At 63.6% G+C, this 11,872-nt stretch carries 14 protein-coding genes; 8 read left to right on the plus strand and 6 right to left on the minus strand.

The window, feature by feature from the left end; genetic code table 11:
- Positions 1-46: 46 nt before the first annotated feature.
- Positions 47-589 carry a CDP-alcohol phosphatidyltransferase family protein gene (locus QQL28_RS27245; RefSeq protein ID WP_284270409.1) on the minus strand — a complete coding sequence of 181 codons (543 nt, stop codon included), beginning with the start codon at positions 587-589 and terminating at the stop codon, positions 47-49.
- A 153-nt stretch (positions 590-742) separates the two neighbouring features.
- Between QQL28_RS27245 and purM the strand changes: the two genes are divergently transcribed.
- Together purM and purN are read left to right on the plus strand one after the other, a co-directional pair.
- Positions 743-1,816: a phosphoribosylformylglycinamidine cyclo-ligase gene (gene purM, locus QQL28_RS27250; protein WP_284270411.1), complete on the plus strand. Its 1,074-nt coding sequence runs from the start codon at positions 743-745 to the stop codon at positions 1,814-1,816.
- Between the two features lie 5 nt (positions 1,817-1,821).
- Entirely contained in the window at positions 1,822-2,475 is a 654-nt protein-coding gene (gene purN, locus QQL28_RS27255; RefSeq protein WP_284270412.1) for a phosphoribosylglycinamide formyltransferase, read from the plus strand.
- 88 nt (positions 2,476-2,563) lie between these two features.
- On the opposite strand, the gene QQL28_RS27260 is transcribed toward purN, so the two are convergent.
- Positions 2,564-2,767, minus strand: a complete 204-nt coding sequence (locus tag QQL28_RS27260) for a cold-shock protein (protein WP_283042530.1) — start codon at positions 2,765-2,767, stop codon at positions 2,564-2,566.
- Positions 2,768-3,060: 293 nt separating this feature from the next.
- On the minus strand, positions 3,061-3,258 hold the full coding sequence (locus QQL28_RS27265) for a hypothetical protein (RefSeq protein WP_284270448.1): 198 nt from the start codon (positions 3,256-3,258) through the stop codon (positions 3,061-3,063).
- Here QQL28_RS27265 and QQL28_RS27270 point away from each other — a divergent pair.
- Positions 3,176-4,315, plus strand: coding sequence for an autotransporter outer membrane beta-barrel domain-containing protein (locus QQL28_RS27270; protein WP_284270446.1), 1,140 nt, complete (start codon positions 3,176-3,178; stop codon positions 4,313-4,315). The two genes, QQL28_RS27265 and QQL28_RS27270, sit on opposite strands and share 83 nt — an antisense overlap.
- Before the next feature lie 10 nt (positions 4,316-4,325).
- Here the strand turns inward: QQL28_RS27270 and QQL28_RS27275 are convergent, their stop codons facing one another.
- On the minus strand, positions 4,326-5,369 hold the full coding sequence (locus tag QQL28_RS27275) for a LysR family transcriptional regulator (RefSeq protein ID WP_284270414.1): 1,044 nt from the start codon (positions 5,367-5,369) through the stop codon (positions 4,326-4,328).
- Positions 5,370-5,435: 66 nt separating this feature from the next.
- On the opposite strand from QQL28_RS27275, the gene QQL28_RS27280 reads away from it, so the two are divergent.
- The 5 genes from QQL28_RS27280 (at position 5,436) to QQL28_RS27300 (ending at position 8,994) form a co-directional block, all read left to right on the plus strand.
- Positions 5,436-6,053 carry a hypothetical protein gene (locus QQL28_RS27280; protein WP_284270416.1) on the plus strand — a complete coding sequence of 206 codons (618 nt, stop codon included), beginning with the start codon at positions 5,436-5,438 and terminating at the stop codon, positions 6,051-6,053.
- The gene (locus QQL28_RS27285) at positions 6,040-6,660 is read left to right on the plus strand and encodes a GNAT family N-acetyltransferase (protein ID WP_284270418.1); all 621 of its coding nucleotides are present in this window, start codon (positions 6,040-6,042) and stop codon (positions 6,658-6,660) included. Before QQL28_RS27280 ends, QQL28_RS27285 begins: the two co-directional genes overlap by 14 nt.
- A 25-nt stretch (positions 6,661-6,685) precedes the next feature.
- Positions 6,686-7,249, plus strand: coding sequence for an isochorismatase family protein (locus QQL28_RS27290; RefSeq protein WP_284270420.1), 564 nt, complete (start codon positions 6,686-6,688; stop codon positions 7,247-7,249).
- Between the two features lie 26 nt (positions 7,250-7,275).
- Positions 7,276-7,458 (plus strand): hypothetical protein, encoded by a 183-nt coding sequence (locus QQL28_RS27295; protein ID WP_284270450.1) that lies wholly within the window; start codon positions 7,276-7,278, stop codon positions 7,456-7,458.
- Positions 7,459-7,611: 153 nt separating this feature from the next.
- Positions 7,612-8,994, plus strand: coding sequence for an aspartate aminotransferase family protein (locus QQL28_RS27300; RefSeq protein ID WP_284270422.1), 1,383 nt, complete (start codon positions 7,612-7,614; stop codon positions 8,992-8,994).
- A gap of 226 nt (positions 8,995-9,220) precedes the next feature.
- On the opposite strand, the gene rnd is transcribed toward QQL28_RS27300, so the two are convergent.
- Positions 9,221-10,369 (minus strand): ribonuclease D, encoded by a 1,149-nt coding sequence (gene rnd / locus QQL28_RS27305; protein ID WP_284270424.1) that lies wholly within the window; start codon positions 10,367-10,369, stop codon positions 9,221-9,223.
- Positions 10,370-10,789: 420 nt separating this feature from the next.
- Positions 10,790-11,872 (minus strand): outer membrane protein (locus QQL28_RS27310; protein ID WP_284270426.1); only part of this gene is annotated, 1,083 nt, incomplete at its 5' end.

The raw sequence follows: 11,872 nt of genomic DNA on the forward strand, positions 1-11,872 counted from the left end.
AGGACCTATCGGTTGCGAGTTGGCCTTTTGCGGGGCCGGTCCGCGCTCATTTCGCCTCGATCGTGCTCATGTGCCGCAGCCACTCTACGAGATAGAGAGACACGGAGGTAAGCGTGAAGACCGTGACGAGGCCCATCAGGATAATATCATAGGGCTCCGGCTTGAAGCCGAAGGCGAGTGCGGCCAACACCAAGGCTGCGAATGCGACCTGGGCTGCGGTGTTCAGCTTCGACACCATCAGGGGTTTCATGGCGACCGGCTTGTCGAACAGCCAGGACACGATCACGGCGGTAACGATCATGATGTCGCGGGACACCACCAGGATGACGATCCAGCGCGGGATGGCGCCCCAGATCCCAAGCGACATGTAGATCGAGACCAGAAGCGCCTTGTCGGCGAGCGGGTCGAGCAGGGCGCCGAGCTCACTGGTCATGTTGAAGCGCTTGGCCAGGAAGCCGTCGACGGCGTCGCTGATCCCGGCGATCAGGAACACACCGAACGCCACCTCCATTTGGCTCGACACGATGGCCCAGACGATGATTGGGACCAGCATGATGCGGCCCAAGGTAATGATGTTCGGAATACTCACGCGGCGCTTCCCGGCACCCGGTGTGACCTCGAATCCGGCCCTTTGGAGGCTGAACCGGTTGATATCTACATAGTATAGGCTCAGGCTCCTTGCGAGCCATTGCGCGGCCCTCGAATTCGACGTAACCAGCCGCAAATCCACTGGAAATCCGGCATGACCGACCGCAAAAACGGCCTTACCTACGCCGATTCAGGCGTCGACATCGATGCGGGCAATCGCCTGGTCGACCTGATCAAGCCGATGGTGCGCGCCACCGCCCGCGCCGGCGCCGATGCCGAAATCGGCGGTTTCGGCGGCCTGTTTGACCTCAAGGCAGCCGGTTTCAAGGACCCGGTCCTGGTCGCGGCCACCGACGGTGTCGGCACCAAGGTCAAAATCGCCATCGAGACCGGCCTGCATGGCGGGATCGGCATCGACCTCGTCGCCATGAGCGTCAACGATCTCGTGGTGCAGGGTGCCGAGCCGCTGTTCTTCCTCGACTATTTTGCCTGTGGCAAGCTCGACCCCGAGGCTGCCGCGTCAATCGTCGCGGGCGTCGCCGAGGGCTGCCGCGAGTCCGGCTGCGCGTTGATCGGCGGCGAGACCGCCGAGATGCCCGGCCTCTACAAGGACGGCGACTATGATCTCGCCGGATTCGCGGTCGGCGCCGCCGAGCGCGGGACGCTGCTGCCGCGCAAGGATATCGCCGCGGGCGATGCCGTGATCGGGCTGGCGTCCTCAGGCGTGCATTCCAACGGCTTCTCGCTGGTGCGCAAGATCGTCGAGCAGTCCGGTTTCGGCTTCGAGGCCCAGGCGCCGTTTGCGCCCGTCATGACGCTCGGCGGCGCGCTGCTCGCGCCGACCCGGCTCTACGTCAAATCCTGCCTGCGCGCGATCCGCGAGACCGGCGCGGTGAAAGGCCTCGCCCACATCACCGGCGGCGGCTTTACCGACAACATTCCGCGCGTGCTGCCAAAGCATCTCGGCGTCGGCATCGATCTCGCCCGCTTGCCGGTGCTGCCGGTATTCAAATGGCTGGCGGCGCAAGGCGGCATCGCCGAGCTCGAAATGCTGCGCACCTTCAACTGCGGCATCGGCATGATCGCAATCGTCGAGCCGGATGCCGTCGACAAGGTGGTCGAGGTCTTCACTGATGCCGGCGATACGGCGGCGCAGCTCGGCACCGTGATCCAGGCCGAGGGCGAGCATCGCGTCGTCTATAACGGCCACCTCGACCTTTCGCTGTAAGCGCCATGAAACGCCGCGTCGCCATCCTGATCTCCGGCCGAGGCTCCAACATGGCGGCGCTGATCAAGGCCGCCGCCGCCCCGGATTTTCCGGCGGAGATCTCGCTCGTCATCTCGAACAAGTCCGATGCGCTTGGGCTGGAAAAGGCGAGGGCGGGAGACGTGCCGACGCTGGTGATCGAGAGCAAGCCGTTCGGCAAGGACCGCGCCGGGTTCGAGGCCGCGCTACAGGCAGCCCTCGACCAGCACGGCATCGAGCTGATCTGTCTGGGCGGCTTCATGCGGCTGTTCACGGCCGAGTTCACGCAAGCCTGGTACGGGCGGATGCTCAACATCCATCCCTCGCTGCTGCCGTCGTTCCCCGGCCTCGACCCGCACGGCCAAGCCTTGCGCGCCGGCGTCAAGCTGTCCGGCGCGACGGTGCACTTCGTGATTCCCGCGACCGATGCCGGTCCGATCGTGATGCAGGGCGCGGTTCCCGTCAGCGACAACGACACGCCGGACACGCTGTCCGAGCGCATCCTCGAAGTCGAGCACCGCATCTATCCCGAAGCGCTGCGCCTGCTTGCGATCGGCAAGGTCCGGATCGACGGCGATGTCTGCAAGACCGCGGGGAGCGGGGGCTCGGAGAATTTCCTGATCTCGCCGGTGGTGAGCTGAAGCGTCAGGCGAGCATGAGCCAAAAACGAAATCCCCCGGGCGGAGCCGGGGGGATTCATGCTTGCCTGTATCGATCGTCCGTAGAAAGTCAGTGAACCTTGAGGTTCTCCGCGGAAGTCTTGCCGCGGTTCTCCACGAGATCGTATTCAACCACCTGATTCTCATTAAGGGTGGTTAGCCCAGCGCGCTCGACCGCGGAGATATGGACGAACACGTCCTTGTCGCCGCCGTTCGGCTTGATGAAGCCATAGCCCTTTGTCGGGTTGAACCATTTGACGGTGCCTTTTTGCATCGCCAGTCTCCTCCTTTAGACATAAAAAAGACGCGGCCACGTCTTTGCGCGTGCCACGCCACAAACGGGCTTCCGGAAGTCTGTTCGAGTCTTGAGTCTCAGTGTCGCGAAACGCACAGTCGAGCGGCCAAATCCGATTGTGCCGGATATTGCAACATGAAAATCGCGCGCTAGCAAGCAGCGTGCAGAATTCAAGTCCCGACCCGACACGCGGCGGCAGAGTTTGCGACCTGTGGCAGCGGTACCACAGCGCGGCGAATCCCCCGTGCAATACCGCTCAAGCAATTGACCCTTCAGGCCGGTTCGGCGCAAATCGTCGCAGGTGCCGCGATGCGTGTTGCATATTTGCGCGTCGCCATTTGCTTCGGGAATTGTGTCGTCATGCGCTGCCTATCGCAGCCTTTAGGGATAAGGCGGACGCGCCGGCCGGGTTTTGTCCGGCGGGCCGCGAGCGTCGTCGCGGTCGCCTTTACGCTCTCGTTGATGATCATGGCTGCGCCGGCGCATGCGCAGACGCCCACACCAACGCCGACGCCCACAGCGACCCCAACACCCACCCCGACACCTACGCCGTCACCGACGCCGTCAGCGATGAACTACGGCCAGTCGGCGGGCAACACCACGCTCAACCTCGGCTCCAGTTTCCTGGAGCGACTGGGCAACCAGGCCTCGAATGGCTTCGACCGGACCTCCCGCACCAATCCCGGCGGCGGAGGCGCCGCGGAGGCCGCGGAAGGACCGCGCTACCGGACCTGGTTCGAGGGGTACGGCATTTCGATGCGAACCGACGCGCAGGGCGACTTCGTCGGCGACAAGCGCAAGACCGTTGGCGGGGTCGCGGGCATCGGCGCGCGGCTTGCGCCGGGAGTCAATCTCGGCTTCTCGGTCGACCAGAGCCACACCGACATCGACGTGCCCCTGGCGCTGCAATCGGCAACGCTGGACCTGACCCAGCTCGGCATCAACGGCTCGGTCGACAAGGGGCCTTGGACCTGGGCCTTCGCGCTCGTCCACGGCTTCGGCAACGTCCATTCCAGCCGGGACAGCGGCTTCGGCTTTGCGACCGCGGGCTATCGCGCCACCATCGACGGCGCGCTGACCGAGATCAGCTATTACTGGACCCAGGACCAGACCCGCTTCGTCCCCAAAGGTGCGCTGGAGTATGTCCGCGCCACCAGTGCCTCGTTCCAGGAGACCGGCAGCCTCTTTCCCCTGACCGTCGGCTCGTCCGCACTCGCGCGCGCGCGCCTCATGCTCGGCGCCGAGGTTGGGCGCTACTTCATCTTCGACCAGAAGATCCTGGACCTGTCCGCCTACGGCAAGTTCGTCGACAATTTCTATCAAGACCTGGGATCGATCCAGGTCAGCCTGGGTACGCAGAGCCTCGTGGTGCCCGGCCTCGGCGAGAGCCGCTACGGCCTCGACACCGGCGCGTCGGCCTCGCTCAGCCTGACCAACACCGCGCGCCTCTACGTCAATTATGACGCCAAGTTCCGCAACGAGCTGCGATCGCATCAGGGCACGGTCGGCTTCGAGTACCGATGGTAGCCGCCGCCGATCAGGTCGGCGTCGCCGCGACATAGCCCGTCATGCCAAAGCTCTCGCGGGCCCCCGCCATCATCGGCACCAGCCCGTTCGGGTGGATGAACTCGTCGCGGAAGCAGGGATAGGTGCGGGGATCGAAGATCTTCTTCAGCCACTCGACTACGATCTTGTGTCGCTCGGAGGCGCGGAATTCCTTGTGATAGGTGAGCCAGAGATCGGCATGGTGACTGACGCCGAGATCGACGGCGACGAGCGGCGCGCCGAGTGCGATCGACACCGTTGGCAGAAAGCCGATGCCGGCGCCGCGTTCCACCGCGTAGAGCACGCCGACCGATGAGTTGGTCTTGATCCCGACGATGCCCTCGAGCGACTTGAGCCCGAGGATGCGGGCATAGGCGGTGTCGTCGACCTGCGGTGCGCTCTGCTTGATGATCCGGTGGTTCTGCAACTCGGCAAGCGTTGTGGGCACGCCGTGCAGGCTCTCGTAATCTTTCGAGACGAAGGGATAGATGTGCAGCCGGCCAAGCTTGGCCACGATCAGATCCGGATTGGTCGGCGGCTCCAGCTGAATCGCGATATCGGATTCCAGGCGCGCAACATCGGCCTGCTCCATCGCGCAGCGCAGGTCGACGGTGATCTTGCGATAGGTCTTCTGGAAGTCGATCAGTCGCGGCAGGATCCAGAAATTGCCGGGCCCTTCCGTGACTGCGACGCGCACGGTGCCCGTCGCGTCATTCGATGAGCGCGAGGCGCGGCGAAACACGTTGAAGGCGTGACGCTCCATCAGCGTGACGTCGGAGATCATCGCCGTGCCTTCGTCGCTCAGCGTCAATCCGCTCTGGTCGCGCAGAAACAGCTTGCAGCCGATGCTGTCTTCGAGCCGGTCGATCCGGCGCATCAGCGTCGTCGAGGTGAGGCCGAGCTCCTCGGCGGCGTTGCGGAAACTTTTATATTTCGCGCAAGCTAAAAACAGCTTCAAATCATCCCAGGATGCATCCAGGGACTCATCGCTGCGGTGCTGCGTCATCGCAGCACCCCGGTGCAATAGTTGCTGCATACACCTGTTCCTTACCCGATAAGCTCTTCATCCTAGCGGGACGGGGCGAAACGATAGAGGGGCAGGATGGGTATGGAAAGGGGCTCGTTTGCCGCAAGGCATGAATTTGACGCGCTGCCGCTAAGTCCAGACATCGATGTCCATTGTGCGCAATTTTCCGAAATTGCCGCGCTTGCCGACATGGCGCATCGATTGGTCCCCGGCGTGCGGATCGGCGAGCAGGAGCTTGCGCGCTATTTCACCTTCGATCCCCAATGCCTTCTGACCTTCACCCGGAACGGCGTGCTGGTCGGTGGCATGGCCTTCCTGTTTCTCAATGAGCGCGGCCACGACGCGTTGCTGCTCGACGAGATCTGTCTGACCGAGCCCGACATCCGGCATCTCGCATCTGGCAACGAGGAGGTCTCGGCCACCTACATCTGGGCCATCGCGGCCACTGGCCGCGGCATCGCCGGACTCGGCAAGGCAGCCGCGCATCTTCGACAGCCGCGATTACGAAGCGCCGATTGTTTCGCGCAGCCGTCGACGGCGGCGGGACGCGACATCATGAAAGCGACGGGTTTTGAGCCTATCGCGAGTTTCCAGCCCGACCTCTGGTGTTACGAGCGGCCATGGAATCGTCTGCCCATGCGCAAGCCGGGCGCGATGATAGAAGCAGGGAGTCTTGCAGATGCACGGCACTAGAATTCCTTTAGCCAAACCCGACTCGCGTGCCATCACGATCCGCATCGCGCGCGATCCAAGCGACCTCATGCTGGTCACCGCGATCCGCTCGGCGGTCTATCTCGCCGAGCAGGACTGTCCTTTCGAGGAAGAGTTCGATGGCAACGATTTGGTTGCCGCGCATTTCATCGGGTTCATCGGCAACGAGCCCGCCGGCTGTCTGCGGGTTCGCTTCTTCGGCGAGTTCGCCAAGGTCGAGCGGCTCGCGGTGCGGCACCAGTACCGGCGCTCGCGCGTGTCGTTCAAGCTCGTGCAGGCGAGCGTCGACTATGTGAAGCGCAAGGGCTTCCGCAAGATCTATGGGCAGGCGCAGGACCGGCTGGTCGACTTCTGGGCCCATTTCGGCGCCAAGCCGCTCGGCCACAATCGCAAGATCACCTTCTCGGATTTTTCCTATACCGAGATGGTGCTCGAGGTAGAGCCGGGGCCGGATGCGATCACGCTGGACAGTGATCCTTATGTGATCATCCGCCCCGAGGGCGATTGGGATCGGCCCGGGGTGCTCGATGCCTCGGCGGGACGGGCGGTAACATCGCCGCTGCGTAACGTCTCGATGGTCCAGCGCTGATATTGGTGCAGCTACGAACAAGAAGATGCCGGACTTCATTCACGACGATCCGCCGATCCTGGTTTGCGCCGATCTGCAGGTCGAATATCTGACCCCCGGGCGTCGCCATGTCATTCTCGATGGCGACGCTACGACCTCGCGCTGCCTGGAGTTGTTGACGCTGTGGCGCGACAATCTCTGGCCTGTGATGCATCTCAAGCGCATTGCGCAGGCCGCGTGGTTCAATCCGGCATCCAAGCTGACCGATTGGATTGTCGAACTGAAGCCGCGGCCCGGGGAGATGACGTTCGAGCATCCGCTGCCGTCGGCCTACAGTTCCGCGCGGTTCGCGGACTACACCGCGAACATGCGGAACATCCGCTGCGTGCTGCTCGGCTTTTCGCTCGACGAGACCGTCCTGGCGACGGTGGTCGACGGGTTTCACAGGAGCCATCGCTATCAGGTCGTGGCAGATGCTGTCGCCTGCCGCCATCCGGGCCATGGCGACGCGGCGACCTACAAGCAGTCGGTGATGAATGTGATCGGCAATTTTGCTACTATTCGGCCCAGCGCCGAGCTGATCAGGACCAGCGGCGCCATCGCGGTATAGACGGGCGCGGTCCGCGACAAGGGTGATTGACGACATTGTCCCGGGGGCAAGAGCTGGAACGTCTGGTAGGCGATCTGTCGCGCGCCCTCGAAACGGCGCGTCGGCTTGGCCTGTCGACGACCGTCTATCTGCTCTCAATGGCACTCGCCGAGGTGCGCGAGGCGCTTGATGCCGCCTCGGATGGCGGCGACGACGACAGCGCCGCCTGAACCGACGCTTTAGCTGTTTCCTGCAACGCTGCTGGGCGTTTGCTGCCGACGAATTGGCGTTGCAAGTTGTGCCGTGTCGCAATAGCCAAGTGACGACGCCGTCGACAGACGAGCTCCGTTTCGGCGCGAGCCGAAGGCTGAAGGAATGATGTGATGACCATGCTGCCCAATTCGCAAGAAGCCCGGGATGTCGCCTACCAGCTCCATCCCTATACCAACGCGCGCACCCATCAGCAGAATGGCCCGCTGGTGATCGAGCGCGGCGAGGGGCCCTATGTCTTCGACGCCGCGGGCAAGCGCTATTTCGAGGCGATGGCTGGCCTGTGGAGCGTCGGGCTCGGCTTCAACGAGAAGCGCCTGGTCGAGGCCGCGTACCGGCAGATGCAGGCGCTGCCGTTCTATCATGTGTTCTCCGCCAAATCGCACGGGCCCTCGATCGATCTCGCCGAGAAGCTCGTCGCGCTCGCGCCGGTGCCGATGAGCAAGGTGTTCTTCACCAATTCCGGTTCGGAGGCCAACGACACGGTGCTGAAGCTGATCGCCTATCGTTCGAACGCGCTCGGTCAGCCGCAGCGCAAGAAGGTGATCAGCCGCATCCGCGCCTATCACGGCGTCACGATCGCCTCCGCAAGCCTCACGGGCCTGCCGAACAATCACCGCTCCTTCGATCTTCCGTTGCCGAATATCCTGCACACGGGCTCGCCGCATTTCTACAAGGACGGCCAGCCCGGCGAGAGTGAGGAAGCCTTCGCGACGCGGCGCGCCGAGGAGCTGGAAGCGTTGATCGTGAGGGAAGGTCCGGACACCATCGCGGCCTTCTTCGGCGAGCCGGTGATGGGGGCAGGCGGCGTGATCGTTCCGCCCGCGACCTATTGGGACAAGATCCAGCAGGTCCTGAAGAAGTACGACATCCTGCTCGTCGCCGACGAGGTCATCTGCGGCTTCGGCCGCACCGGCAAGATGTTCGGCTGCGACACCTACAACATCAAGCCCGATGCGATCGTCGTCTCCAAGCAGATCACCTCGAGCTATTTCCCGTTCTCGGCGGTCCTGATGAACGACCGGATGTTCGAGCCGATCGCGGACGAGAGCAACAAGATCGGCGTTCTCGGCCACGGCTATACGGCGGGCGGTCATCCGGTCGGCGCAGCGGTGGCGCTGGAAAACCTCAAGATCATCGAGGAGCGCGGTCTGGTTGCGCATGCTGCGGAGACGGGCGCCCATATGCAGGCGCGGCTGCGCGAACTTTCGGGCCATCCACTGGTCGGCGAGGTCCGCGGCGTCGGCATGATCGCCGCGATCGAGCTCGTGCTCGACAAGCAGCGCAAGACGGCCGCAAGCACGCCGGGAGGCGTCGGCGGCATCGCGGCGCGCATGCTCCAGGAGCGCGGCGTCATCTCGCGCAACATGCTCGACGCCATCGCCATCTGCCCGCCGCTGATCGTCACCAAGGGCCAGATCGACGAGCTGGTCGGCACCATCGCGGGCGTGCTTGATGACATGAAGGGCGAGGCCGCAAAGCTGACGCCGGCGTAGGGCGCGGCGGAGCCTCTTACTCCGCAATGACGAAATGGTGGAATCGACGGCTCACCAAAATATCGAAAACAACCCCATGCAAAGGAGTCGGTGGCGGCGGGTGATGATGCCCTCGATTTCCATGTAAGTAATTGATATATCTGCGAAATAATCGACTTGACGACGTCATCGAAGCGGCCAGGATCTCAGGATGAGAAACTGGCCGTAGCTTTGCCGCCCTCAGCCGTTACGCCCGGGTGACGCCGACCACGCGGCCCTTGTCGATCGCGAGCGCGAGCTGGCCGTGCTTCAGCTTCAGGGCGGCGTCGCCGAACAGCTCGCGGCGCCAGCCGCGCAGCGCGGGAACGTCGGCCTCGTCGTCGGCTGCGATTTCCTCGAGATCGTCGACGGTCGCGATCACCTTGCTCGCCACCGCATGGCGCTCCGCGGTCATCCGCAGCAACACCTTCAAGAGCTCGACGATCGCCGCGCCGTTGGAATTGTTGCGCGGCTTTTCCAGCTTCGGCAGCTTAGAGAGGTCGCGCGCCAGCCCGCGCTCGACCGCGGCGATGATGTCCGCGCCCCATCTGGATTTCTCAAAACCCTTCGGCACCGAGCGTAGATGCGCGAGCTTTTCCAGCGTGGTCGGCGCGTGGGTTGCGATGTCGCTGATCGCTTCGTCGCGCAGCACGCGGCCGCGCGGCACGTCGCGGCTTTGCGCCTCCTGCTCGCGCCAGGCCGCGACCTCCATCAGCACCGCCAGGTCCTTCGGCTTGCGCACCCGCGTCTTGAGCCGCTCCCAGGCGCGCTCGGGGTGGAAGTCGTAGGTGCGGGGCGAAGTCAGGATCTCCATCTCGATCGAGACCCATTCGCTGCGGCGGCGCTTCTTCAGGTCCGCGTCGAGCGCGGCGAACACCTCACGCAGATGCGTGACGTCGGACACTGCGTAGTGCATCTGCTCCTTGGTCAGCGGCCGGCGCGACCAGTCGGTGAAGCGATGGGTCTTGTCCGGCCGGTGGCCGGTGACCTTCTCGACGAGCTGGTCGTAGGCGATGCTGTCGCCATAGCCGAGCACCATGGCCGCGACCTGGGTGTCGAACACCGGATGCGGGATGATGTTGGCCTGGTGCCAGATGATCTCGATGTCCTGGCGGGCGGCGTGGAAGACCTTCAGGACCTTCTCGTTGCCCATCAGCTCGAAGAAGGGTTTGAGGTCGATACCCTCGGCGAGGGCATCGATCACCACGGCCTCCTGGGGGCTCGCCATCTGCACCACGCACAGGAGCGGGTAGTAGGTGGTCTCGCGCAGGAACTCGGTATCGACGGTAATGACGGGGTGCTCGGCCAGCCGGCTGCAAGCAGCGGCGAGGTCAGCGGTGGTGGTAATCAGATCCATGAACGGCCCATGACACGTACATCAGCCGTTCTGCCGAAAGTGCTGTGATGTCAAGGGGCTCGTTGCGAATTCGAGCCTTGAATTTCGCCCGGAATCGCGCTGACCGGCCGAAAATCCTACTCGTAGCGGATCCGCTGCGACGGCTTCGGTGCGCAGGGCAGTGCCACCACGACCACGCACATGGCGAGCATCGCCAGTCCCAGGAACTCGAAAACCAGAAGATCCACGGCAAAATCCCCCCGAAAGATCGCTAGACTTGTCGGGGGTACGTTGAGGGTCTGTTAATTGTCGTGGTTACCGGCGGCGGGGCCGGCCTGATGGTGGATGAGGGGTTAACGGGGCTGAGATGGACCAGAGGCTAAGTCCTCAAGCTTCGGCGCCCCGCATCACGGAGCGCCGAAAAGCGGACGGGAGCCCGCTTCAATATTTCGCCACGACAGCCTCCGCACCGAACCGGTAGTTCAGGCCAGCGCGGAACACATGATCATGCACGCCGCTGGAGACGGTCGTCGTCCGGGGCGGAGGTCCGAAAGCCGCTGGCGTCGCAAACGTATCGGATACGTTCCCGAGGTCCACGTACAGATATTCCAGCTTGGCGCTCCACGGTCCCGAAATGGCGCCTTCGATGCCGCCGCCCAACGTCCAGCCGCTCTTGGTGTGGGTTGCACGGCCGGTTGAAACGATCCCGGGACCACCGAGATCGGTGATGCTGGTGCGCACCTGTCCATACGCGGCACCACCGGTCACATAGAGCAAGGCGGGACCGGCTGCGTAGCCAAATCGCCCGCGCGTCGTTCCGAACCAGCGGAGCTTCCGTTCGAGCGTCGTGCCGGTGTCGAATGTCAGCTCGCACGCCCCTACGCAGGCGGTGTCGACTTGATTGGCGCCTTGGATATCGGTCTCAAGGCCGAGTACCCACTGCGCCAACTGCCAATTGTAACCGATCTGCCCACCACCGAGCCATCCGCCAGGCGCGAAGGTGAAGGTCTCCGGAAGTCCAGCTCCGGCGGCAGTAGCACGGCTGAAGCTCGCTGGGTCGTGCCCAACACCATGGCCCGCACTTGCACCGACGTAGAAGCCGGTCCAGTTAGCGAGGGGCGCTGTCATCGCGGGCGGCATAGCGCCACTTGCGCCGACCCCAGTCCCACCGAAGCGATAGTTCAGACCCGCGCGCACCACATGGTCGCGGATATCGCTGGTTACGCGTGTGTTGATCGTGCCGAACGGAATGGCCGTGGTGAACGAATCCGAAATGCTGCCGAGGTCCATGTAGAGGTACTCGACCTTGCCGGTCCAGTTGCCGAACAACGCCGCCTCGATGCCACCGCCGACGGTGCCGCCGGTCAAGGAATGCCTGAAGCTCGCCCCGTTTGCCGTGCCCTCCAGCGAGCGCACCAACGCAACATTAAAGCGGGATGGGGTTAAGTTGAATCGATTTGGGATTCCCAAATCAGCCCGTTTCTGATTCACCATGCTGGCTGGAAGGAGGCCAGCATGGATGGG

This window comes from Bradyrhizobium iriomotense, from assembly GCF_030160715.1.
Classification (GTDB): Bacteria; Pseudomonadota; Alphaproteobacteria; order Rhizobiales; family Xanthobacteraceae; genus Bradyrhizobium; species Bradyrhizobium iriomotense.

Bases quoted from the DNA above. Each gene is read 5' to 3' on its own strand.
- purM (WP_284270411.1), top strand. From the start codon at position 743: ATGACCGACCGCAAAAACGGCCTTACCTACGCCGATTCAGGCGTCGAC.
- QQL28_RS27280 (WP_284270416.1), top strand. From the start codon at position 5,436: ATGGGTATGGAAAGGGGCTCGTTTGCCGCAAGGCATGAATTTGACGCG.
- rnd (WP_284270424.1), bottom strand. From the start codon at position 10,369: ATGGATCTGATTACCACCACCGCTGACCTCGCCGCTGCTTGCAGCCGG.
- purN (WP_284270412.1), top strand. From the start codon at position 1,822: ATGAAACGCCGCGTCGCCATCCTGATCTCCGGCCGAGGCTCCAACATG.
- QQL28_RS27275 (WP_284270414.1), bottom strand. From the start codon at position 5,369: ATGCAGCAACTATTGCACCGGGGTGCTGCGATGACGCAGCACCGCAGC.
- QQL28_RS27260 (WP_283042530.1), bottom strand. From the start codon at position 2,767: ATGCAAAAAGGCACCGTCAAATGGTTCAACCCGACAAAGGGCTATGGC.
- QQL28_RS27285 (WP_284270418.1), top strand. From the start codon at position 6,040: ATGCACGGCACTAGAATTCCTTTAGCCAAACCCGACTCGCGTGCCATC.
- QQL28_RS27265 (WP_284270448.1), bottom strand. From the start codon at position 3,258: ATGATCATCAACGAGAGCGTAAAGGCGACCGCGACGACGCTCGCGGCC.
- QQL28_RS27290 (WP_284270420.1), top strand. From the start codon at position 6,686: ATGCCGGACTTCATTCACGACGATCCGCCGATCCTGGTTTGCGCCGAT.
- QQL28_RS27300 (WP_284270422.1), top strand. From the start codon at position 7,612: ATGACCATGCTGCCCAATTCGCAAGAAGCCCGGGATGTCGCCTACCAG.